Annotated in this window: 20 protein-coding genes; 10 read left to right on the top strand and 10 right to left on the bottom strand. The window is 71.6% G+C overall.

The genetic code is table 11. From position 1 onward, the window contains the following. Window positions 1-17: 17 nt before the first annotated feature. Window positions 18-995, bottom strand: coding sequence for a hypothetical protein (locus NOSIN_RS26870; protein WP_143832961.1), 978 nt, complete (start codon window positions 993-995; stop codon window positions 18-20). 475 nt (window positions 996-1470) lie between these two features. Between NOSIN_RS26870 and NOSIN_RS19655 the strand changes: the two genes are divergently transcribed. After that, window positions 1471-1755: a DUF1540 domain-containing protein gene (locus NOSIN_RS19655; protein WP_077692166.1), complete on the top strand. Its 285-nt coding sequence runs from the start codon at window positions 1471-1473 to the stop codon at window positions 1753-1755. A gap of 60 nt (window positions 1756-1815) precedes the next feature. On the opposite strand, the gene NOSIN_RS19650 is transcribed toward NOSIN_RS19655, so the two are convergent. The 3 genes from NOSIN_RS19650 to NOSIN_RS19640 form a co-directional block, all read right to left on the bottom strand. Further along, window positions 1816-2868: a nitronate monooxygenase gene (locus NOSIN_RS19650; protein ID WP_077692165.1), complete on the bottom strand. Its 1053-nt coding sequence runs from the start codon at window positions 2866-2868 to the stop codon at window positions 1816-1818. A 253-nt stretch (window positions 2869-3121) separates the two neighbouring features. Continuing rightward, complete coding sequence (locus NOSIN_RS19645; RefSeq protein WP_077692164.1) at window positions 3122-4357, bottom strand: MFS transporter; 1236 nt, start codon at window positions 4355-4357, stop codon at window positions 3122-3124. A 225-nt stretch (window positions 4358-4582) separates the two neighbouring features. Continuing rightward, entirely contained in the window at window positions 4583-5470 is an 888-nt protein-coding gene (locus NOSIN_RS19640; RefSeq protein WP_077692163.1) for a LysR family transcriptional regulator, read from the bottom strand. Between the two features lie 206 nt (window positions 5471-5676). Here NOSIN_RS19640 and NOSIN_RS19635 point away from each other — a divergent pair, with 206 nt between their 5' ends. After that, window positions 5677-6441, top strand: a complete 765-nt coding sequence (locus NOSIN_RS19635) for an SDR family NAD(P)-dependent oxidoreductase (RefSeq protein ID WP_077692162.1) — start codon at window positions 5677-5679, stop codon at window positions 6439-6441. A 54-nt stretch (window positions 6442-6495) separates the two neighbouring features. On the opposite strand, the gene NOSIN_RS19630 is transcribed toward NOSIN_RS19635, so the two are convergent. The 3 genes from NOSIN_RS19630 to pfkB form a co-directional block, all read right to left on the bottom strand. Then, window positions 6496-6675, bottom strand: coding sequence for a hypothetical protein (locus NOSIN_RS19630; protein ID WP_077692161.1), 180 nt, complete (start codon window positions 6673-6675; stop codon window positions 6496-6498). Window positions 6676-6766: 91 nt separating this feature from the next. After that, window positions 6767-7036 carry an HPr family phosphocarrier protein gene (locus NOSIN_RS19625; RefSeq protein ID WP_077692160.1) on the bottom strand — a complete coding sequence of 90 codons (270 nt, stop codon included), beginning with the start codon at window positions 7034-7036 and terminating at the stop codon, window positions 6767-6769. Between the two features lie 42 nt (window positions 7037-7078). After that, window positions 7079-8020: a 1-phosphofructokinase gene (gene pfkB, locus NOSIN_RS19620; RefSeq protein ID WP_077692159.1), complete on the bottom strand. Its 942-nt coding sequence runs from the start codon at window positions 8018-8020 to the stop codon at window positions 7079-7081. A gap of 341 nt (window positions 8021-8361) precedes the next feature. On the opposite strand from pfkB, the gene NOSIN_RS19615 reads away from it, so the two are divergent. From NOSIN_RS19615 to ptsP, 6 genes are all read left to right on the top strand, one after another. Beyond that, window positions 8362-9123 (top strand): DeoR/GlpR family DNA-binding transcription regulator, encoded by a 762-nt coding sequence (locus tag NOSIN_RS19615; protein ID WP_077692158.1) that lies wholly within the window; start codon window positions 8362-8364, stop codon window positions 9121-9123. Between the two features lie 235 nt (window positions 9124-9358). Then, window positions 9359-10468, top strand: coding sequence for a PTS mannitol transporter subunit IICB (mtlA, locus tag NOSIN_RS19610; RefSeq protein WP_077692157.1), 1110 nt, complete (start codon window positions 9359-9361; stop codon window positions 10466-10468). Then, a complete protein-coding gene (locus NOSIN_RS19605) occupies window positions 10465-10773 on the top strand; it encodes a PTS lactose transporter subunit IIB (protein ID WP_077692156.1) in 309 nt (102 codons plus the stop codon). The genes mtlA and NOSIN_RS19605 overlap by 4 nt, the downstream gene beginning before the upstream one ends. Next, entirely contained in the window at window positions 10763-11206 is a 444-nt protein-coding gene (locus NOSIN_RS19600) for a PTS sugar transporter subunit IIA (RefSeq protein WP_077692155.1), read from the top strand. Before NOSIN_RS19605 ends, NOSIN_RS19600 begins: the two co-directional genes overlap by 11 nt. A 61-nt stretch (window positions 11207-11267) precedes the next feature. Next, window positions 11268-12308, top strand: a complete 1041-nt coding sequence (locus NOSIN_RS19595; RefSeq protein ID WP_077692154.1) for a zinc-dependent dehydrogenase — start codon at window positions 11268-11270, stop codon at window positions 12306-12308. Between the two features lie 383 nt (window positions 12309-12691). Then, the gene (gene ptsP / locus NOSIN_RS19590; protein ID WP_077692153.1) at window positions 12692-14395 is read left to right on the top strand and encodes a phosphoenolpyruvate--protein phosphotransferase; all 1704 of its coding nucleotides are present in this window, start codon (window positions 12692-12694) and stop codon (window positions 14393-14395) included. 319 nt (window positions 14396-14714) lie between these two features. On the opposite strand, the gene NOSIN_RS19585 is transcribed toward ptsP, so the two are convergent. Both NOSIN_RS19585 and NOSIN_RS19580 read right to left on the bottom strand, forming a co-directional pair. After that, window positions 14715-15500 (bottom strand): SAM-dependent methyltransferase, encoded by a 786-nt coding sequence (locus NOSIN_RS19585; RefSeq protein ID WP_077692152.1) that lies wholly within the window; start codon window positions 15498-15500, stop codon window positions 14715-14717. A gap of 625 nt (window positions 15501-16125) precedes the next feature. Beyond that, on the bottom strand, window positions 16126-16782 hold the full coding sequence (locus NOSIN_RS19580; RefSeq protein WP_077692151.1) for a TetR/AcrR family transcriptional regulator: 657 nt from the start codon (window positions 16780-16782) through the stop codon (window positions 16126-16128). A 141-nt stretch (window positions 16783-16923) separates the two neighbouring features. Between NOSIN_RS19580 and NOSIN_RS19575 the strand changes: the two genes are divergently transcribed. Then, entirely contained in the window at window positions 16924-18504 is a 1581-nt protein-coding gene (locus NOSIN_RS19575; RefSeq protein ID WP_077692150.1) for an MFS transporter, read from the top strand. A 411-nt stretch (window positions 18505-18915) separates the two neighbouring features. On the opposite strand, the gene argJ is transcribed toward NOSIN_RS19575, so the two are convergent. After that, window positions 18916-20076 carry a bifunctional glutamate N-acetyltransferase/amino-acid acetyltransferase ArgJ gene (gene argJ, locus NOSIN_RS19570; protein WP_077692149.1) on the bottom strand — a complete coding sequence of 387 codons (1161 nt, stop codon included), beginning with the start codon at window positions 20074-20076 and terminating at the stop codon, window positions 18916-18918. A 171-nt stretch (window positions 20077-20247) separates the two neighbouring features. Between argJ and NOSIN_RS19565 the strand changes: the two genes are divergently transcribed. Next, window positions 20248-21279: a serine hydrolase domain-containing protein gene (locus NOSIN_RS19565; protein WP_077692148.1), complete on the top strand. Its 1032-nt coding sequence runs from the start codon at window positions 20248-20250 to the stop codon at window positions 21277-21279. Window positions 21280-21283: the final 4 nt, after the last annotated feature.

Raw genomic sequence — 21283 nt, 5'->3', positions numbered from 1 at the left:
ACAGACGGCAAGGGGATTTAGATATCTCCTATGGGCCACCCGACGAAGGCGCCACCGTCTTGGTAGACGAGGTTGATATTGACGGACTCCAGGAGATCCTGCAGGTCAGGGTTTGGCTTTTTTGGGAGCAAGACAGCAAGGGTGGGGTTCGGGTTAATATGTCTCCGGTAATCCATGAGTTGACCGATGGCCATGCGAACAGATTCGCGTGAGCTTGTCCCTTTAGCTTCGTAGAGTACATGAGACTTGGTGTCATACAGATCAGTGAGGAGACTGGAAGAGAGGCCCGAAGTTCTGATCTGGAATCTTCGCACCTGATGCTCGTGTTCTTCGAGCATATCCCTGAATGCTTCACAAAGCTCTGCTTCTCGGCGCTCGACCTTGGTGCTGCGGGTCGCTGACCTGGAGATAGGTTTGCCACTGTAAGTCTCGGGATCCACGATGATGCTCGTGGCGGTATCAACCGGGACCTGCTGGATCTCAGTCTCCGTCAAGGGCGCGATGGTGTCTTCGGGAAGCGGCGTGAGTTCATCGACTGGGCGCAGACGAAATACGATGACGCGCCGAAGCTCGCCTGCCTGGTTGGGTGCCTGGCGGAGGACGTAGGGCTCTTCCTCGTCCAGCTTGAACTTGCCAACGTAGCGTTGGAGTTTAGTTCCTTCCCCAGGCACTCTTCCAGCCGCCTTAAAGACGCGTAGTGCACGCCCCTCTTCCGCATGCATTAGGATGGCACGGTTTCTTGGGCCATAGCGCCCATGAAATACCTGGTCGCCCTCACCGTCGCCGGTGTACTCAAAGAGAGGGGTGCTGGAATCATCGGTGGGGAGCCAGCCGTCGTAGTACCCAGACTTCTCGCCTGATGCAGGATCGGTATAGAGCAGCACATTGGGAGAGGTTGAGCATGGCTGGATTCCTTGACCTTGTCCCCCACCAAAAACCGCTTTCATCTCCTTGCGGGTGGTAAGTTCACCGGGTTTGATCCATTTGTCAGCCATGGGCTCAATGTACAGCTTTGGTGGGTACTGGTCTCGTCGCTCAGTGGAGTGAAAAGAGCAGGGGCCTGCGGCGAGACTGCCGGTGCCTGTGAAAGCCCAGGTAGGGCTGCCGAATACGCCCGAGTGAGCACTCGTGGGGAGCAGGTAGATACTCCTGGTTCATCGGGGACACTCGGGATCGTGTGAGGCGACCTCCTCCAGGTCGACCTCTGGCCCGGCCAGTGGATCCACGCCATGTCCATCGGCGATTCTGGACTACTGGATGAAGGGCCCCTCTGTCACCGGTTAGGCCGTCGGGCGAAGTGCCCGCGCCCGCTCCTGGCCCGCGTCCGAAACCGGGCCCGAAACGGTGCCTACGCCAAACCCTCGTCAAGACTTCATCGGGTTCTCCGTGAACCCGAGAGTTTCTCCGCAGGTGGGAGCCCTACGCCTGGCAGCCTCAGAGGCATCGTCGACGCCTTTGGAGGACCGCTCTATGGACATGCCCGTGGTGAACTCGTGCCAGGTGGACGCCTGCGCCTACAACACCGAACACACCTGCCACGCGCTGGCCATCACCGTGGGGGACTCCACCCACGCCCAGTGCGACACCTTCTTCGGGACGCAGACCAGTGGCGGCGACCCCGCCAGCACCGGCCACGTCGGAGCCTGCAAGATGGCCGACTGCCAGCACAACGTCCGGTTGGAGTGCCAGGCACCGGGTATCTCCGTCGGCTTCGCGCAGGACCAGGCGGACTGCCTCACCTACGCGCCGGCGTGAACACCCGTCGGCGTGAACCCGCCCCGCCGCACCGCGGGGCGGGTTCGGAGCCGAACCGGGTCAGACCCGGACGCCCGCCTCGCCGGCCTCGTGGCGCAGCCGCTCCATGATCTCGGCGGCGGGGGCGTCCATGGCCTTGCGGAAACCCGTGCCCGCCCACAGAGCCATCCCGTCGGGGTCCCCCGCCTGGGCGGCGGCCGCGCGCAGCGGCTTGGTCATGTGGTGGATCTCGGGGTAGGCGCGGGGTGCCTCCGGGTGCTCGGAGACGAACCGGTTGACCAGTCCACGCGCGAGACGTCCGGTGAAGGCCCGGGTCAGCGTGGTCTCGGTGTAGGAGGGGTCGGCCAGCGCCGCCTTGTGTTCGGGGTGGGCGCCGCTCTCGTGGCACCGCAGGAACGCCGTGCCGAGCTGCGCGGCGGCGGCGCCCCGCTGTAGGACCCCGGCCACGTCCGCACCGGTCATGAGCCCTCCGGCGGCGATCACCGGGACGTCCACCGCATCGACCACGTCCGGCAGCAGTTCCCACAGCGACCGGTCCGCGCTCCTGTTCCCGTGCTCGTCCCCGGTCGCGGCGAACGAGCCCCGGTGTCCGCCGGCCTCCACGCCCTGGGCGCACACGCCGTCGGCGCCGCGCTCCACCGCCAGGCGCGCCTCCTCGACCGTGGTCACGGTGACCACCGTGGCGCTGCCGACCCTGCGCAGCCGCTCCAGGACACCGGCCTCCGGGCAGCCGAAGGTGAAGCTGACGACGGGGACGGCGGCCTCGGCGAGCAGGTCGATCTTGGCGTCCCACGCGTCGTCGTCGTGCACGGGCTCACCCACCGACACCTCGTAGCGCTTCGCCTCGGTCTCCAGGAGCGGCATGTAGGGGGCGGGGGCGTCCGGGGCGCAGATCGGGCCGGGGACGAACACGTTCACGCCGAACGCGGCGACCCCGGAGTCCCGCACCGCCCGGATCCGGGTGGCGAGGGTGTCGGGCCCCAGGTAGCCGGCGGCCAGGAATCCCGTCCCGCCCGCCTCGGTCACGGCGGCCACCAGCTCGGGCGTGGCGGCTCCGCCCGCCATGGGCGCCTGCACGATGGGGCGCTCCCGTAGTAGATCAGTCAGTCCCATGCTTCCTCCGTGTGTCGTCAGTGGCCCGGTGGGGTCGGGCCACGGCTCCCCCAATCTCGATGACTCCGGAGCGGGGTGCTTCCTTCCTCTCGGACTGGTGCGAATACTACATATCCGTTTTGTCGTCCGAAGGGCGATCTGCGTACCAAGAGTCAGTCAAGCCACTGCCCCAGAATTTATGTGGAACACATCACGGATTCCTCGCCGCCGGAACAGGGAAAAATACTGTGCCGGTTCTGTCACGGTCGCGACGCTACACGGCCTTTTCGTCGGTTTCCGACGCGTTCGAGGGATGGTCGGCGAACCTGGTCGACTCCGGGAGGAGCCGGGACGACACGGCGGCCACGACCGCCGCGACCACGCTGAACGCGACCACCGCCGTCACCGCCCACTCCATCCCGAGCAGCCCCCACAGCCACCCGAACGACAGCACGGTCAGCATCCTGACGGCGTTGCCGACCATCCCCAGCATCGAGAACATCGTGTTGCGGTTGGCGTCGGAGAACATCAACTGCTGCCACACCTGTGACAGCACCACCGTCAGCCCGATCAGGAACTCGGACGCCGTCAGGCCCGCGACCAGCGGGACGAGTCCGTGCGCCGCCAACAGCAGGGGCAGGCCCGAGGACGCCGCGAGCAGGGGCGCCCACATGTGGGGACGGCTCCGGCCCGCGAACCGCGAACTCGCCGAACCCGCCGTCATGGCGGCCATCATCACCAGCAGCACCAGCCCGTTGAGGCGCACGTCCTCGCCGTGGGCGGCCGTCAGCATCGGCTGCCAGGAGACCACCAGCGCGGCCAGACCGGAGACCGACGCCACCGACAGCGCCATCAGCGGCACGAAGCGCCTGCTCGCGACCAGCACGGCCGACTCCCGGACGATCCGGGTGACCGGGCGTCCCGGCTGGCCCGGCGAGCGGGGGAAGCACACGGGCGTCAGAGCCCCCAACACGACCAGCACCGCGCCGCCCGCCGCCATCATGGCGTCGGCGGGCAGCCAGGTCCCCGCCACCATGACCGAGGCCGCGCCCAGCACCGCGCCGCCGCGCCCCGACACCTGGCCGATCCGCACCGTGCGCGCGATCCGCGCCGAACGGTCGCGGCTCCCGATCCGGTTGACCACGAGCGCGACCAGCGTCCCCGAGTGCAGGTGGAAGCCGGTCGCCCACAGGTACATGCCCGCGAGTGTCGGCGCGAGCCCGTCCGCCTGCCCCATCAGCAGGAAGCCCGCGCCCCACACGGCCAGGCCTACCGCCAGGAGCCTGCGGTGCCCGTACCGGTCGCCGAGCGCTCCGCTGGGGGCCTCGACCAGCAGGGCCACCAGGTTCGCGGAGCCGAGCATCAGGCCCAGCATCCACGGCTCGGCCCCGCGATCCATGAACACCGTGACGAAGACCGCACCGAAAAGGAAGTCGGCCGTCGCGCCGAGCAGGGTGAAAAAGGTGTACCGGACGAGTAGCGACGATTCTCCGGGGCTGTCCGCTGTCATGGGCGTGTTTTTCCTGTCGGGGAACTCCGCGGCTCCGAACGGAAATTCCGCCCACGCTAGCACCGGCCGATTCCGCGGCCCACAGGTTTTTCCGCGTACGGGAAACCGGCCGCCCCGTGCGCCGCGGCGCCTCCGTGCCGAGCCGGCCACACCCGTTGATCTTGTACTTATAGCGAGTTTCGGCGCCGAAACTCGCTATAAGTACAAGATCAACGTTGGGGGCGCCTAGGCCAGGGCATCGGTGAGGGCGGCGGCCAGGACCGGCACCCCCGGGTTCTGGTCCCCGCGCGGCCACACCAGGCCGAGCGCCGACTCCGGCAGGCCGCTGACCGGAACCAGGACGACGTCGTCCCGGTCGTCGTGGGCCGTGGTGTCCCCGCACAGCAGCATGGCGCCCCGGCCCGCGGCGACCTGGGACATCCCCTCCCGCAGGGTGTCCACGCCCTGCTCGTGGTGGATGGTCCTGCCCAGCGGGGTGACGGTGGGGGAGTGGACGCGCAGCCAGTAGTCGGGCGCCCGCCGGACCGGGATGAGCGGGACCCGCGCCATGTCCTCCACCCCGACGCCGGAGCGCGAGGCGAGCGGGTGGTCGGCGGGCAGCGCGAGACGCTGGGGCTGCCGCGAGAAGACCGCTCCCACGACCAGGTCGCGCTCACGGACCGGCAGCAGGACCACGGCGGCGTCCACCTCGCCCTCGCGCAGCGGGCTGAACACGTCCGTGAGCTTGATCTCCATGATCTCCACCCGCGCGCCGGGCTCGCGCTCCTCGAACGCGCGGACCGCCTCGGCCACGGGCCCGTGCACCGTGCCCTGGAAGCCGAGGCGCACCCGCAGCGGACCGCCCCGGGCCCGCTCACGGGCTCCGTCCACCACCGCGGCCAGGTTCTGGTAGGCGGGCCGCAGGGCGTCGAGGAACTCCTCGCCGAAGCGGGTGAGGCCGAAGCGGCGGCTGGCGGGATCCATCAGCGGGGCGCCGACCCGGGCCTCCAGCGAGCGCACCAACCGGTCCACCGTGTCCGCGGACACGCCCAGCCGCTCGCCCGCGTGCCCGGGGTGCAGCTCCTCGGACAGGACGAGGAAGCACTCCAGCTCCCGGATCTCGATCCCCCGCAAACGGCCGCCCTCCTCTCGTGTCCGTCACCGCGTCGCCTGCCGCCCCCCTGGGGCGCGGTGGAGCGGCGAGCAACCCTCATAGAAGCACGGTGACCCCCGATCCGCTTCGCCCGCCTCCCGGCCCGGGCGAGTCCCGTACCTGACCGGAGGGGTGGAGGGGCCACCGGATACGCTCTGCGCGACAGCGATTCCCGGGAGGAGCCACCATGACAGCGACCGCGGTCGTCACCGGAGCCAGCAGCGGGATCGGGGCCGCCACCGCGCGCGGGCTCGCGGCGCGGGGCTACGACGTGGTCCTCGTCGCCCGCCGCGCCGACCGGATCGAGGCGCTGGCGGAGGAGCTGGCCAAGGAGGGCCACGGCGCCCGCGCGCACGTCCTCGACGTCACCGACCGCGCGGCCGTCGACGCCTTCGCCGAGTCCCTGCCCGCCTGCGACGTGCTGGTCAACAACGCGGGCGGCGCCATCGGCACGGAGAGCGTCGCCGCCGGCGACCCCGCCGACTGGCGCGCCATGTACGAGGTCAACGTCATCGGCGTGCTCAACATGACCCAGGCCCTGCTGCCCAAGCTGACCGCCGGCGGCGACGGCACCGTGCTGGTCGTCTCCTCCGTGGCCGGGCACGTGGTCTACGAGGGCGGTGGCGGCTACGTGGCCGCCAAGCACGGCGCGCACACCCTCGCCGCCACGCTGCGCCTGGAGCTGTGCGGTGAGCCCGTGCGCGTACTGGAGGTCGCGCCCGGCATGGTCAGGACCGAGGAGTTCTCCCTCAACCGGCTGCGCGGCGACGCCGGCGCCGCCGAGGCCGTCTACGCCGGTGTCCCCGACCCGCTGACCGCCGAGGACGTCGCCGACACCATCGTGTGGGCGGTCACCCGTCCCCCGCACGTGAACATCGACCTCCTGGTGGTGCGCCCGCGCGCGCAGGCCGCCCAGCACAAGGTCCACCGCGTCACGCCGGAGGAGGAGTAGGCCGGCGGAGGCGGACCGGGCGGGCGCCGGGAGGTGCGGGAGGAGGGGACGGACTCAGTCCTCGGACCCGGGGGAGGCGCACTCGGCGCAGTCGCAGTAGTTCGTCGTGGACATGGACCGGCACCTGGTGCAGATCTTGCGCTTCACCCCGGGAGGATCGTGCTTCCAGTCGTGCTGCCCCCGCCGACAGATCCCCGAGGGGCCGATGACGGTGTCGTCACGTGAGGTGTCCATGGGAGCACGGTAGTCGCGGCGCGCGGGTATGGCCAGAGTCCGCGGCCGTAGCCGCGCGGGCCGCCGCGCGCACGGCGGCCCGCGTCCCGGCTCAGGTGTCCAGCTCCTTGGACAGCATCTCCACCAGCCCGTCCAGGACCTTGTCGGCGTCCTCGGAGTCCTCGCAGGTCACGGTTACCGTCTCTCCGTGTTTGGCGCCCATCGACATCACCGAGAGCACGCTGCGCGCGTCCACCGGCTTGTGTCCCTCGCGGGAGACCATGACGGGCAGGCCGGAGTCGTTGACGGCCTGGACGAACAGGGCGGCGGGGCGGGCGTGCAGGCCGAGCTGGGAGGCGATGGCCACGGTGCGCTGGGGCATGTCAGTCCTCGGGGGTCGTCGGGCGGGCCGTTGCGGGCCCGGTCAGAGTGTGTCGACCGACCACTGCGGGTCGGGGTCGGCCACCACCGTGATGGCGTCGGTGGCCACGTCGTCGGGAGAGGGGACGGTGGTTCCGGGCAGGGACACCGCGGCCGTTCCCCATGCCACGGCACGGCGCAGCCGTTCGGCGGGGGAGCCGTCCGTGCCCAGGAAACCGGCGAGGGCGCAGTCGCCCGCGCCCACCGTGCTGCGCGTGCGGACCTGGGGTCCGCGCGCCCACCAGGTGTGCCCGGAGGCCACGAGTATCGCACCGTGTCCACCGAGTGTCACGAGCGCGGAACCGTTCCCCCGGTCCAGGACCTCGCGGGCGGCGCCGGTGACCGCGCCCACCGTGGGCAGGTCCCGCCCGACCAGCTCGGCCAGTTCCTCGTGGTTGGGCTTGAGCAGGGACACCGACCCCGCGCGCGCCGCCGCCTCCAGGGGTTTGCCGGAGGTGTCCAGTGCGAGGGGCACCCCGTGGGAGGCGGCCAGTTCGGCGACGCGCACGTACAGGTCGTCGGGGGCGCCGGCGGGAAGGCTGCCGCTGGCCACCACCCAGTCGGGGCCGCGGCCGAGCTCCTCCGCCAGGGCGCGGAGCAGGGCGTCGGTCTCCTCGGGGGACAGGACGGGACCGGGGGCGTTGAGCTTGGTGGTGGTTCCGTCGGCCTCGGTGACGGCGATGTTGGCGCGTGTCTCCCCCTCGATGGGGACGGTGACGCAGGGGAGGTCCCCGAGCAGGGCGGTGAGTTCGGCGCCCCCGCCCCCGCCCACGGGCAGGACCGCCCGTGTGGCGGCGCCCGCGCGGCGCAGGGCCCGGGCGACGTTGACGCCCTTGCCGCCCGCCTGCGCGCGGGTGGAGCCCACCCGCAGGACCTCGCCGCGTACCAGGCGGTCCACCTCCAGGGTGTGGTCCACGCTCGGGTTGGGGGTGAGGGTCAGGATCATGGGTGCTCTTTTCGGGAGTGTCTGCGCCCGGCCCGGTCTGGATGTTGGACTGTATTTGATTATGTGTGTTTGCCTGTGTATGTCAACACTAGTGGGTCCCCGTTCCCGGTTCCGCGGGGCGGTCGGCGGGGGCGTTTCGCGGCCGTTCCTCCCCTGTCACCGGCATCGTACGCGTGGCGCGTCGTCGGATGATCCTCCCTGATTCCCCTGGTCGGCCGGGTGGTGCGGGCGTGGTGGTCTCGTGTGGGATTGCTGGGATATTGGGTGGAGGAACCCCTTGTGTGTTCCAAGCAACACCATTAAACTCACCGAAAACCACACCGAAACACAGGTGATCCAACATGTACGCGGAAGAGCGCCAGAAGGTGATCCTCGAACGCGCCCGACGGGACGGCCGGGTCGACGTCACGGGGCTCGCCACGGAGTTCGACGTGACCTACGAGACCGTCCGGCGCGACCTCACGGCACTCGAACGCCACGGGGTGCTGCGCAGGGTCCACGGTGGCGCGATCCCCGTCGAGCGGCTGGGCTTCGAGCCCGCCCTCAACGTGCGCGACTCCGTCCTGACCGAGGAGAAGGAGCGCATCGCCAAGGCCGCCCTGGCCGAACTCCCCGAGGAGGGCGCCGTCCTGTTCGACGCGGGGTCCACCACCGGGCGCCTCGCCGAGCAACTGCCCTCCGACCGCGAACTCACCGTCGTCACCAACTCCCTCTCCATCGCCCTCACCCTCGCCCCGCGTACCAACGTCAACCTCATGCTGCTCGGTGGCCGCCTGCGCACCCGCACCCAGGCCACCGTCGACGCCTGGGCGCTGCGCTCACTCGCCGAGTCCTACGTGGACGTGGCCTTCATGGCCGCCAACGGCGTCTCCGTCGAGCGCGGGCTCACCACGCCCGACCCCGCGGAGGCCGAGGTCAAGAGGGCCATGATCGCCTCGGCGCGCCGCTGCGTCCTCCTCGCCGACCACACCAAGGTGGGCAACGACCACTTCGCCCGCTTCGCCGTGGTCGAGGACCTGGACACGATCATCACCGACACCGGGCTCGCCACGGGGCTCGCCGAGGAACTGGAGGCCGCCGGACCCCGCGTCCAGGTGGTCTGACCGGCCGGGTGCTCCGGAGCGCCGTCCTGTGGTCCTCCCGGCCGGGGGCCGCACCGCCCCGGAGCACCCCTCACCACCCCGCTCCCGCACCGTCCACCCCTCACCCAGTACCGCCCTCCGTTTCGCACCGTCCACCCCCGCACCACCCGATCCCCCGACACCCACCCCTCTGCTCAGTACCACCCACCCCCACCCCGGCGCGGTAGAAGCCCGCCGCACCTCCCAGGAGGTCCCCATGACCACACAGCAAAGCGGCAGCAGGCTCGCCTCGGTGCGCTCCGGAGTCCAGCGCTTCGGCGGGTTCCTGTCCAGCATGGTGATGCCCAACATCGGCGCGTTCATCGCCTGGGGGCTGATCACCGCCCTGTTCATCCCCGACGGCTGGTGGCCCAACGAGTACCTGGCCGAACTCGTCGGGCCCATGATCACCTACCTGCTCCCGCTGCTGATCGCCTACACCGGCGGAACCCTGGTGCACGGGCAGCGCGGCGGTGTGGTCGGCGCGGCGGCGACCATGGGCGTGATCGTCTCGGCGGACATGCCGATGTTCCTGGGCGCGATGCTCATGGGACCGCTGTCGGCCTATCTCATGAAGCACTTCGACCGGGTGGTCCAGCCGCGGATCAAGACCGGCTTCGAGATGCTGGTCAACAACTTCAGCGCCGGCATCCTCGCGGCGCTCCTGGCGGTCCTGGGCGCCTACGTGGTCGGACCGCTCGTGGGCGCCATCGCCCGGGCACTGGGCACGGCGGTGCAGTTCCTCATCGACATGAGCCTGCTGCCCGTGGTCTCGGTCCTCGTCGAGCCCGCCAAGGTGCTCTTCCTCAACAACGCCATCAACCACGGCGTCTTCACGCCGCTGGGCACGGCCCGCGCGGTCACCGAGGGCAGCGCCATCGAGTTCCTCATCGAGACCAACCCCGGTCCCGGCCTGGGCATCCTCCTGGCCTGCATGCTCTTCGGGTCCAAGGTCAGCCGTGCCACCGCCCCCGGAGCGATCGTCATCCACTTCTTCGGCGGCATCCACGAGATCTACTTCCCGTACATCCTCGCCCAGCCCAAGCTGATCCTGGCCGCGATCGGCGGCGGGATGTCCGGCGTCGCGACCTTCATGCTCCTCGACGCCGGGCTCATCTCCGCCGCCTCCCCCGGCAGCATCATCGCGCTCATGGCGGTCACCCCGCCCGGGGGCCACGTACAGGTCCTGGCCGGAGTCGCCGCCGCCACCATCGTCTCCTTCGTCATCGCCTCGCTCCTGCTCGGCTTCGGCCGGTCCGAGCGCAGGGCCGAACGCGAGGAGAAGACCCAGCAGGAAGCCGCAGAGAAGCAGGAGAACAACCGATGAGCAGCATCGAGGGTTCCGCCATCAAGAAGGTCGTCGTGGCGTGCGACGCGGGCATGGGCAGCAGCGTCCTGCTCACCTCGCAGTTGAGCAAGTCCCTGTCCCCGCACGGGGTGGCCGTCGAACACGCCCCCGTCGACCGGATCCCCGAGGGCGCCGACGTGGTCCTGTGCCACACCGGCCTGGTCGACCGGGCCCGCAAGCGGGCCCCCGACACCGTCGTCATCGCCTTCCAGATGTTCATGGGAGACCCGGCCTTCGCCCGCCTGGAGCAGGCCGTCAGGGACGGGAGCACCCTTGCCGAGTGAGCTGGTGCTGACCGCCGACGCGGTCCGGCTGAACCGCACCGCTACGGGCCGGACCGACGCCATCGACCAGTGCGGCGCCCTCCTGGTCGAGCTCGGCGCGGTCGAGCCCGGCTACGTGAGCGCCATGCACGAACGCGAGGCCTCCGTCCCCACCTTCGTGGGCGAGGGCGTGGCCATCCCGCACGGCACCGACGCCTCGCGGTCGCTGGTGAGGAGGACCGCGCTGGCCGTGGTCCAGTTCCCCGACGGGGTCGACTGGGGCGGGCCCACCGTCCACGTGGCCATCGGCATCGCCGCCTCCGGGGAGGAGCACCTGGGCGTGCTGTCCTCGCTGGCGGGGATCCTCACCGACCCCGACAGGGCCGCCCGGCTGCGCGCCGCGGCCACCCCGTCCGACGTCGTCGAACTGCTCGGCCCCGTCCGGAACGGCTGAGCACACCCACCACCCGCCGGGCCGGGACCGGTCCGGCGGGCACCACCAGAAAGGCCCGAACATGCTCGTCGCCCGCTTCTACGCACCCGGTGACATCCGACTGGAGCAGGCTCCCGAGCCGACCGCCGGACCCGGACAGATCAAGATCGCCGTCGTCAACTGCTCCACCTGCGGCACGGACGTGAAGATCTCCCGGCACGGCCACCACCACATCCGCCCGCCCCGCGTGATCGGGCACGAGATCGCCGGACGGATCGTGGAGGTGGGCGAGGGGGTCACCGGCTGGGCCGAGGGCGACCGCGTCCAGGTCATCGCCGCCATCCCGTGCGGGACCTGCGCGGAGTGCTCCGACGGCCGGTTCACCGTGTGCTCCCGCCAGGAGTCCATGGGCTACCACTACGACGGCGGCTTCGCCGAGTACATGGTCATCCCCGAGGCGGTCCTGGCCGTGGACGGGGTCAACCGGGTCCCCGAGGACGTCGACTTCGCCGAGGCCTCCGTCGCCGAGCCGCTGGCGTGCGTGCTCAACGGCCAGGAGATCGCCGGGGTCGGCGAGGGCGACACGGTGGTGGTCATGGGGGCCGGTCCCATCGGCTGCCTGCACGTCCGGCTGGCCCGGGCCCGCGGCGCTTCGAGGGTCTACCTGGTGGACCTCAACCGGGGCCGCCTGGACATGTCCGCCGCCGTCGTCGGCCCCGACGCCGCGATCTGCGGGGAGGAGACCGACGCGGTGGAGGAGGTACTCCGCCTGACCGACGGCCGGGGCGCCGACGTGGTCATCACCGCCGCCGCCTCCGGACGCGCCCAGGAGGACGCGCTGCGCATGGTCGCCCGCAGCGGCCGGATCAGCCTCTTCGGCGGCCTGCCCAAGGACGCGCCGGTCATCCAGTTGGACGCCAACGCGGTGCACTACCGGGAGCTCAGGATCTTCGGCGCCAACGGCTCCAGCCCCGAGCACAACCGCCGTGCCCTGGAGCTGATCTCCTCCGGCGCCGTGCCGGTGGCCGACCTGATCACCGAGCGGATGTCCCTGTCCGACGTCCACAAGGCCATCGAGACGGTGGCCTCGGGCACCGCGATCAAGGTGACCATCCAGCCCTAGGTCATGTTCTCTTGAGGCTGCGCTTCGCCTCGTGCTCGGGCGCCGCGGGTACGGGGACCCTCGGGACCTCCGGCGGCCCCGTCGGCGCCCTCGCTGTGTCGTCTTTGAGGCTGCGCTGCGCCTCGTGCTCGGGCGCCGCGGGTACGGGAACCTTCGGTCCCTGCGGCGCCCTCGCCACCACCCCTGGTGGCACAGGACCCAGTCCACCGAACAGAACCCAGCCGCTCCGGCCGCCGGAGCGGACCCCGGACCCCGGACCCCCGGACCCCGGCACCCGAGAACCAGAGAAGCCGCCGGGGTGGACCCGGGGCGTTCCGGGGAAGGACATCCCCCGAAAACGGCACCCCCGGCATTCCCAGCCATTCCCGACGTACGGAGCGAACATGGCGCAGACCGACCCCCTCCCCTCAGCGACCGGTATCCACCGGTGCTCGGGCATCCCCGCCAGTCCCGGCGCCGCCGTCGGACCGGTGGCGCGGATGGCGCCCCCGCCGTCCCTGCCCGAGCAGCGGCCGACCACGGGCAAGCCCGGCGACGAGGCGGACCGGGCCCGGCGGGCCCTGGAACAGGTGGCCGAGCTGCTCGACCGGCGGGCCGCCGGCCTGGAGGGCGACGCGGCGGCGGTGCTCGGCGCCCAGGCGCTCATGGCGCGCGACCCCGACCTGGCGCGCCGCGTCGGGGAGCGCACCGAGGAGGGGGACCCGGCGGCGTGGGCGGTCCACTCCGCGTGCGGCGCCTACCAGGAGCTGCTCCAGGCGGCCGGGGGCTACCTGGCCGAGCGCGCCGCCGACCTCGCCGACATCCGGGACCGCGCGGTGGCCCTTCTCATGGGCCTGCCCATGCCCGGGGTGCCCGATCCCGGCGTTGCGCACGTGCTGGTAGCCGACGACCTCGCGCCCGCCGACACCGTCCAGCTCGACACCGAGCGGGTGCTCGGCATCGTCACCCGCTACGGCGGCCCCACCAGCCACACGGTCATCCTGGCCCGGGCGCTCGGTATCCCCGCCGTCGTGGGTTGCGAGGGCGTCGAGGGCCTCGCGGACGGGGTCACGGTGGCGGTGGACGGCGACGCGGGGACGGTCGAGGTCGATCCCGACGAGGAGCTCGCCGACCGGATGCGCCGGCGCGCCGAGCGCAGACGCGCGCTGCTCGCCGAGTCCACCGGGCCCGGCAGGACCGCCGACGGCACGCCGGTCGCGCTGCTGCTCAACGTCGGTGAGGGGGACCCCCGCAAGGCGGGCGCGCACGACAGCGAGGGCGTGGGGCTGCTGCGCACCGAGTTCCTGTTCCTGGGCCAGGCGGAGCCGCCGACGGTCGCGGAGCAGACCGCCGCCTACACCTCCCTGTTCGAGGCGTTCGCCGGACGCGTCGTCACGGTGCGCACCCTGGACGCGGGCTCGGACAAGCCGCTGTCCTTCGTGGAGACCGGGCAGGAGGACAACCCCGCGCTCGGCATGCGGGGCTTTCGGACCTCGCGCGTGCACCCCGGACTGCTCACCGAGCAGCTCTCGGCGATCGCCGCCGCCTCCTTGGAGACCTCGGCACGGGTGCGGGTGATGGCGCCGATGGTGTCCACGCCCGACGAGGCCGCCGAGTTCGCCGCCCTGGCGCGCCGGGCCGGGCTCACCGAGGTCGGGGTGATGATCGAGGTGCCCGGGGCGGCCCTGCTCGCCGACCGGCTGCTGCCCCGTGTGGACTTCGTGTCGATCGGCACCAACGACCTGGCGCAGTACACGATGGCCGCCGACCGGACCCTGGGCGCGCTGCCCGACCTGCTCGACCCCTGGCAGCCCGCGCTGCTGCGGCTGGTGGAGACCGTGGGTGCGGTGGGGGAGCGGTCGGGCCGTTCCGTGGGGGTGTGCGGCGAGGCCGCCGCGGATCCGCTGCTGGCCCTGGTGCTGGTGGGGCTGGGCTCGACCAGCCTGTCGATGTCCGCGCCCGCGCTGTCCGCCGTGCGCCACGCGCTCGCCCTGCACACCCGCGACGAGTGCCGCAGGCTGGCGGAGCTGGCGGTGGCGGCCTCCAGCGCCGAACAGGCGAGGGAGGCGGTGCGGGCCGCCGCCCATCCGGAGACCTCCAGCCGGTGACGGCGTCCGCCGTGGGCGTGGCCGGCGGCCACGACGGGCGTGGCCGCCGCCGGAGCGGTGGCGCCGGATCGGTCGGTCCGCGATGCCGCGGTGCGTCCGGAGCCCACGGGAAGCGGCCTCCCCGCCGTTCGGAGCGGGTCCGGGGACGGACGTGGGACGTGCCGCCGCGGGATGGAACGAGGTCCTCCGAACGCGGTGTGGCCGACCAGCGGGTGCTGGTCGGCCACGGCCGTCACGGCGAACGCGTCCCCGCGAGGTCCAGGGGAGCGTGGGCGACATCGCCCGGAGGCCGGGCCAGGCGAGCGCGTCCCCGCTCGGATCAGGGCTTGCGGGCCATGCCGCCGTACTGGTCCACGTGCACGGTGTGTCCGACCTCGGCCGGTGACGGGCGCCAGAAGGGCACCGACACCACGCCGGGCTCCAGCAGGTCCAGTCCCTCGAAGAAGCGCTCGATCTGCTCCGGGGCGCGCAGGTGGATGTGGGAGGAGGCGTTGGCGTTCCAGTGGTCGGCCGCCTGGACGATCTCCGGGCTGGTGTTCGTGCTGTCGTTGGTGACGAAGAAGCTGCCCGGGCAGAGCGCGTCCACGTAGGCACGGACCAGGGACACCGCCTCGGCGTCGTCGGGGACGTGGGCGAGCGTGCCCATGATCAGCAGGGCGATCGGCTGGTCGAAGTCCAGGTACTCGCGGGCCTGCTCCAGGAGGGGGCCCGGTTCGCCCAGGTCCGCGTCGATGTAGTGCGTGGCGCCCCTCGGATCGCTGGTGAGCAGGGCCCGGGCGTGCGCGAGCACGAGCGGGTCGTTGTCGACGTAGACGATCGTGGACTCGGGGGCGGCGGCCTGGGCGACCTCGTGGGTGTTGTTGGCCGTGGGCAGGCCGGTGCCGATGTCGAGGAACTGGCGGATGCCCTCCTCTTCGGCCAGGTAGGTGACCGCGCGGTACAGGAAGGCGCGGTCGGCGCGGGCGGCGGCGACGATCCCGGGGAAGGTGGCCTGGATGTGCTCACCGACCTCCCGGTCGGCCGGATAGTTGTCCTTGCCGCCCAGCCAGTAGTTCCACACCCGTGCGGAATGGGCCACGCTGGTGTCGATGGGGAGGTCTGCCATATAAGGGCTCAATCTGTTTCACGGGTGGACAGGGAAGTCCAAAGTAGCGCTGTCACGCAGCAATGTGTATGTTTCCGACACGCTCGTTTCCGGCCCGTGGTACCGGTTTCCGATGCCGTTCGGTCCCCGTCCTTCCTGGAGCCCCGTCCTTTCCGGAACGGGGACGCGCCTTCCGCAGCGTCCTCCCCGTGCGGTGGGACCCGCGTGTTCGCCGGCCCGCCCCGGCTCCGGCGGACGTGCCATCGCCCGGGGCACCGCGAACACCGCCGGATACCGCCGGCCCCAGCCGGCCTCACCGGCCTCAGCCGGGCACCCCGATGAGCCGCCGCATGGCGCTCGGCGGGCCGTGGGCGCCGGTGGCGGGGTCGAACGACGTCGTCGCGGCGGCAGTAGTACAGGCGCTGCCAGACACGCCACGGCGGACACCTTGGCGACCTGGTCCCCGCTCGAACACACCGGGCAGTTCGCCATCGGCCGCTTCCCTCCCGCGCCGCCCCGCTCTCCGTGAAGCCCGCCCGAGCCTAGTGACGGCCGGAGGGTTTGTTGAGGGGGCGGTGACGGATTTCCGTCGCCGGGAGGGGTTCGACGCGCCGCTCCCCGAGGGTTCCCGGGAGGGGCCCGGCGTTCAGCCGGGGGAGGGGACCGGAGGACTCCAGGGGCCCTCGACCACCTCGGGGACCAGGTCGAGCCGGTCGAGGAAGGCCCCGAGCAGCCGTTCCTTGTCGTGGGAGCCGGACGCGCACCAGGCCTGGTGGCCCGTGGCCAGAGCGGAGAGGAACACCGCGGCCAGGACGCCCGGGCGCGGGTCGGTGGCCGGGTCCACGCCGGTGCGCTCGCCGACGGCCCGGGCCAGCCGGTGCTGCCTGCGGTGGCAGTAGCGCATGTTGACCTCGATCAACTCGGGGCTGTCGGCGACCATCCCCATCGCGCTGCCCTTGAGGTGGAGCGGCCCGCGCCTCAGGTACTCCCAGTGGTCGACCATCGCGTTGCGCAGCGCCGTGAACGGGGGCTCGTCGGCGGGGCGGTCGGCCAGGGACGCGAACAGGTGCTCGTCGACGTCCTCGACCGCCTCCAGGACGACGTCCTCCTTGGAGCCGAAGTAGCGGAAGAACGTGCGCTGGGAGACCCCGGCGCAGGCGGCGATCTCCTCGGTCGTGGTCCGCTGGTAACCGTTCTCGTGGAACAGGCGCAGAGCCGACTCCATGAGGGACTCGCGCATCCGGGCCTTCTTGCGCTCACGGAGCCCGACCTGTTCCTCCGGTTCGGCGCTCGTCGCGCTCATGGACGTGCCTCCCAGGTGTTGGCTCTGTCCACAGGGTACCGCGTGAAGAATATTACGTCAGCGGCTGACAAAACACAGTTGATGCAAGGAGTCAGCCGCTGACATGATTACCGGAGAAGACACCGGCGCGCAGGGGGAAGCATGACCGCACAGACCGTTCCACAGACCACACGGGCGGAGCGGGGAGGGCTTCGGGGCAACCCCTGGGCGGTCCTGGTGGCGATCGCGTTCGGCGTGATGATGGTGGCCCTGGACGGCACCATCGTGGCCGTCGCCAACCCCGCCATCGGCGAGAGCCTGGGCGCCTCGCTGGCCGGGCTCCAGTGGGTCACCCACGGCTACCTGCTCGGACTGGCGGTCTTCCTGATCACCGCGGGCAAGCTCGGCGACCGCTTCGGCTACCGCAACACCTACCTCGTGGGCGTGGTGGGCTTCGTGCTCTCCTCCGTGGCGATCGCGCTGTCCGCGGGTGTGGCCATGCTCATCGCCTTCCGGGTGCTACAGGGGATCTTCGGCGCGCTGCTGATGCCCGCCGCCCTGGGCCTGCTGCGGTCCGGCTTCCCGCCGCACAAGCTCGGCCGTGCCTTCGGCGTCTTCGGCAGCATCCTCGGCGCGGCCACCGCGGGCGGCCCCATCGTCGGCGGCGTCCTGGTGGGCACGTTCGGCTGGGAGGCCGTGTTCTTCGTCAACGTCCCCGTCGGAGCCGCCGCCCTCGCCCTGGGCCTGTGGCTGCTCGCCCCGAACCGGGCGACCGACTCCGGATCGCGCATGGACGTGCCCGGCATCGTCCTGGTCAGCATCGCGATCCTCGCCCTGGTGTGGGCCCTGGTCGAGGCGCCCACCGCGGGCTGGACGGACCCGGTCACCCTGGCCTCCCTCGCCGCCGCCCTGGTCTTCGGCGCCGCCTTCGTGCTGTGGGAGCGCCGCCCGCAGGAACCGCTGATCCCGCTGGGGCTCTTCGCGAACCCCTCCATCTCCATCGGCGTCGTGCTCATGGTGCTGATGGCGGTGAGCCTGATGGGGTCGCTGTTCTTCGTCGCCTTCTACCTGCAGGGCGTGCTGGGGATGAGCCCGGCGCAGACCGGCATGCAACTGCTGCCGATGACCGCGCTGATGGCGCTCACCTCGCCGGTCGCGGGCCGTGTCCTGGACCGCGTGGGCGCCCGGACGCCCACCACGGCGGGCCTGCTGCTGGCGGGCGCGGGCATGTTCCTGCTGTCCCGGCTGGACACCGACACCGGCACCGTCTACCTGTCGGCGGCCTTCGTCCTGCTCGGCACCGGTCTGAGCCTGGTGATGACGGGCTCCACCGCGGCCATCGTCGGCAACGCCCCGGTGCGCTTCGCGGGCGTGGCCTCCGCCGTCCAGCAGGCCGCCATGCAGTTGGGCGGATCGCTGGGAACGGCCGTGCTGGGCGCGGTCATGTCGGCGACCATCATCTCCACCCTGCCCGGCCACTTCGCCGCGGCGGGCCTGGCCGAGCCCGCCTCCGGGGAACTGGCGGACATGCAGAGCACCATCGCCCAGGGCGGCGCCGTGGTACCCGGGGGCGCCACGGCCGAGGTGGCGCGCGCGGTCACCGAGGCCAGCAACCTGGCCTTCATCGACGGGTTGCAGTGGGCCTTCGGGATCGCGGCGGTGCTGATGCTGCTGGCGGCGGGGCTGTCGCTGTTCATGCGCGGGGGCAGGCCCGACGGCGGTGAGCCCGTCGTGCACGTCTAGGCCGTTTCCCTTGGGGCTCCGCCGCGCCTCGCCTCGTGCCCGGACGCCGCAGGTACGGGAACCCCCGGTCCCCGCGGTGCGCACGCGCCTATCTCACGGGCGCACCCGCGGGACCTCCGGCGGCACAGGATCCGAGTCCACCGAACAGAACCCGGCCCGCCCTGCATGTGTGGACGCACCGGTCCGGGAGGCCGGGAGCGACTCTGGGGGCAGGACCGTCCCGGGCGGGCACGCCGATGCCGACGCGGGCTCCGGGCCCCCTGTATCCAGCAAACCGCGAAAGAGGAGGCGGCACCAGCCCCTGTGGACGGGGACCGGTGCCGCCTCCGGCGTGAGTGGCCGGGCCAGGCGGTCGGACTGAGCCGGCCGGCCGATCAGCCGACCAGGCCGGCCGACCGGGCCGTCTCCGGCTCAGGTCGTGTAGTCGGCGTTGATCCGGATGTAGCCCTCGGTCAGGTCGCAGCCGTAGACCGTGAAGGCGCCGTCGGCGATGCCCAGGTCGACGCCGATGACCACCTCGTCGCCCTTCATGTGCTGGGCGGCGCGCTCCAGCACCTCGTCCGTGGACTCGGCCGGGTAGGTCTCCACGTCGCCGAAGGAGATCCGCACCCTCTCGGGCAGGATGTCGGTCTCCTCCTCGCACTTGCCGACCGCCATCGTCACCCGGCCCCAGTTCGGGTCCGCGCCGTGCACGGCCGTCTTCACCAGCGGGGAGTTCACCACGGCCTTGGCCACCCGCTTGGCCTGCGCGTCGTCGCGCGCGCCCGAGACGCGTACCTCGATCAGCTTGCTGGCGCCCTCGCCGTCGGAGGCGATCATCCGCACCAGCTTCAGCGCCACCTCGTGCAGCGCCGCCTCGAACGCGGCCACGTCCACCGGACCGGCCAGCCCGTTGGCGAACACCGCCGCCGAGTCGCTGGTGGAGGTGTCGGTGTCGATGCTCAACGCGTTGAAGGTGCGGTCCACCACCCGGCGGAAGACCTCGTCCAGTTCCGACCGCTCCAGGTCGGCGTCGGTGAAGAACCAGGCCAGCATGGTCGCCATGTTCGGCTCGATCATGCCGACGCCCTTGGCGATGCCCGTCACCGTCGCCCCGCCCACCTTCGCGGAGGCGGTCTTGGGCCGGGTGTCGGTCGTCATCATCGCCGCCGCCGCGCGGTCCAGGTCGGCCGGGGGGAACTCGGCGGGCAGCGAGTCCAGGTGGGCGCGCACCTTGTCCATCGGATAGGGCCGCCCGATCACCCCCGTGGAGGCGACCAGTATCTCCTCGGGTGCGACGCCCGCCGCCCGGGCCACGCGCTCCTGCACCTCGCGCGCGTAGTCGTCGCCGATCCGGCCGGTGGCCACGTTGGCGTTGCGGGCGATCACCGTGACCCCCCGCGCGCGGCCGTCCGCCGCGGCCCGGCGGCTGAGCAGCACACTGGGTCCGGCGAACCGGGACCGCGTGAACACGGCGGACACGCTGGCGGGGACCTCGGACACCACCGCGAAGAAGTCGTCCTGCGGGTCCTTGATCCCGATGTTTCCGGCCACACCGCGGAAACCGGCGGGTACGGGGGTCTGACTGCTCATCGTCCTCCCTCAGGGGTTCTCGGGCGCCAGACTACTCCGCCGGGCGCTCGGCCCCTCATTACGGCTATGACCTGCGAGGGTTTCGTCCTGGGCACATGGGGAGCCCGTGTGACAACGGCCCGATAACGGGGTATCCGCCGGGTGACGAGACCAGCCGGGGGGAGGCGTGTTGTGCGTGATGGTGACTGGCTGACGGAGACAGGGGCGCAGATCCGTGGCGTCCTGAAGGTGATGGTGGACGCCGGATGGCTGCCGGGCGGCACGGCCGTCGTGGGTACCGGCGGCATGTGGGAGTTCGTCGCGGTCGGCCGGGTCGACGCGGAGCACGACACGGCTCCGGACGTTTCCTACGACGTGGCGAGCCTGACGAAGGTGATGGCGACCTGGCCGCTGGTCGGCCAGGCGGTCGCCGAGGGGATCATGGACCTGGACGCTCCGATGTCCGAATACCTGGACGTGGACCATCTCCCCGGAGCCGAGGTGACCACCCGGCAGATCCTCACCCACACCAGCAGACTCAACCCGGTGACCTGGCTGGAGAGGTACGCGGGCACCGAGCAGGACCTGGCCGAGGCGATCCTCGCCGACCCGCTGGAGGAACCCGGCTACCGCTACATCGACCGGGGGTTCATCCTGCTCGGCCTGCTCCTGGAACGCCTCTACGGCACCGGCCTGGACCGGCTCGCCCACGACCTGTGGGAGGAGCTGGGCATGCGGTCCACGGCCTTCGGCCCGCTGGCGCGCTCACCCGGGGTCGCGCCCACCGAGCGCCGCCTCCCCGGGGCCGCACCCGCGTGGGGCGTGGTGCACGACGAGGCGGCCGCGCTGATGGGCGGTGTGGCCGGGCACGCCGGGGCGTTCACCACCGCCATCGACCTCGGCGCGTTCGCCCGGGAGGTCCTGCGGCTGCACGACGGCGGCCGGGGACCGGTGCCCTCCTCCTACGTGCGCATGAGCTGGCAGCCGCACGTGGACGCGGGCGCCCGGCTCTGGCGGGGCCTGGGCTGGCTGGTCACCCCGGAGGGGGTGGTCTACCACAACGGCTTCACGGGGACGAGCCTGTTCATGCACCCCGAGAGCGGCAGGTACGTGGGGGTGCTCACCAACGCCGTGCACTACGGGCGCGACCGGACCGGGCTGGTGGACCTGCGTTCGGCGGCGCGGTCGGCGCTCACGCCCCAGGCACACGAGTCCTCGTCCTGAACGG

Origin of the sequence: Nocardiopsis sinuspersici, from assembly GCF_001998325.1 — a bacterium.
Taxonomy (GTDB): Bacteria; Actinomycetota; Actinomycetes; order Streptosporangiales; family Streptosporangiaceae; genus Nocardiopsis; species Nocardiopsis sinuspersici.
This window is presented reverse-complemented; position numbering and strand designations above follow the sequence as displayed.

Bases quoted from the DNA above. Each gene is read 5' to 3' on its own strand.
- NOSIN_RS26870 (WP_143832961.1), bottom strand. From the start codon at position 995: ATGGCTGACAAATGGATCAAACCCGGTGAACTTACCACCCGCAAGGAG.
- NOSIN_RS19655 (WP_077692166.1), top strand. From the start codon at position 1,471: ATGGACATGCCCGTGGTGAACTCGTGCCAGGTGGACGCCTGCGCCTAC.
- NOSIN_RS19650 (WP_077692165.1), bottom strand. From the start codon at position 2,868: ATGGGACTGACTGATCTACTACGGGAGCGCCCCATCGTGCAGGCGCCC.
- NOSIN_RS19645 (WP_077692164.1), bottom strand. From the start codon at position 4,357: ATGACAGCGGACAGCCCCGGAGAATCGTCGCTACTCGTCCGGTACACC.
- NOSIN_RS19635 (WP_077692162.1), top strand. From the start codon at position 5,677: ATGACAGCGACCGCGGTCGTCACCGGAGCCAGCAGCGGGATCGGGGCC.
- NOSIN_RS19630 (WP_077692161.1), bottom strand. From the start codon at position 6,675: ATGGACACCTCACGTGACGACACCGTCATCGGCCCCTCGGGGATCTGT.
- NOSIN_RS19625 (WP_077692160.1), bottom strand. From the start codon at position 7,036: ATGCCCCAGCGCACCGTGGCCATCGCCTCCCAGCTCGGCCTGCACGCC.
- pfkB (WP_077692159.1), bottom strand. From the start codon at position 8,020: ATGATCCTGACCCTCACCCCCAACCCGAGCGTGGACCACACCCTGGAG.
- NOSIN_RS19615 (WP_077692158.1), top strand. From the start codon at position 8,362: ATGTACGCGGAAGAGCGCCAGAAGGTGATCCTCGAACGCGCCCGACGG.
- mtlA (WP_077692157.1), top strand. From the start codon at position 9,359: ATGACCACACAGCAAAGCGGCAGCAGGCTCGCCTCGGTGCGCTCCGGA.
- NOSIN_RS19605 (WP_077692156.1), top strand. From the start codon at position 10,465: ATGAGCAGCATCGAGGGTTCCGCCATCAAGAAGGTCGTCGTGGCGTGC.
- NOSIN_RS19595 (WP_077692154.1), top strand. From the start codon at position 11,268: ATGCTCGTCGCCCGCTTCTACGCACCCGGTGACATCCGACTGGAGCAG.
- ptsP (WP_077692153.1), top strand. From the start codon at position 12,692: ATGGCGCAGACCGACCCCCTCCCCTCAGCGACCGGTATCCACCGGTGC.
- NOSIN_RS19585 (WP_077692152.1), bottom strand. From the start codon at position 15,500: ATGGCAGACCTCCCCATCGACACCAGCGTGGCCCATTCCGCACGGGTG.
- NOSIN_RS19580 (WP_077692151.1), bottom strand. From the start codon at position 16,782: ATGAGCGCGACGAGCGCCGAACCGGAGGAACAGGTCGGGCTCCGTGAG.
- NOSIN_RS19575 (WP_077692150.1), top strand. From the start codon at position 16,924: ATGACCGCACAGACCGTTCCACAGACCACACGGGCGGAGCGGGGAGGG.
- argJ (WP_077692149.1), bottom strand. From the start codon at position 20,076: ATGAGCAGTCAGACCCCCGTACCCGCCGGTTTCCGCGGTGTGGCCGGA.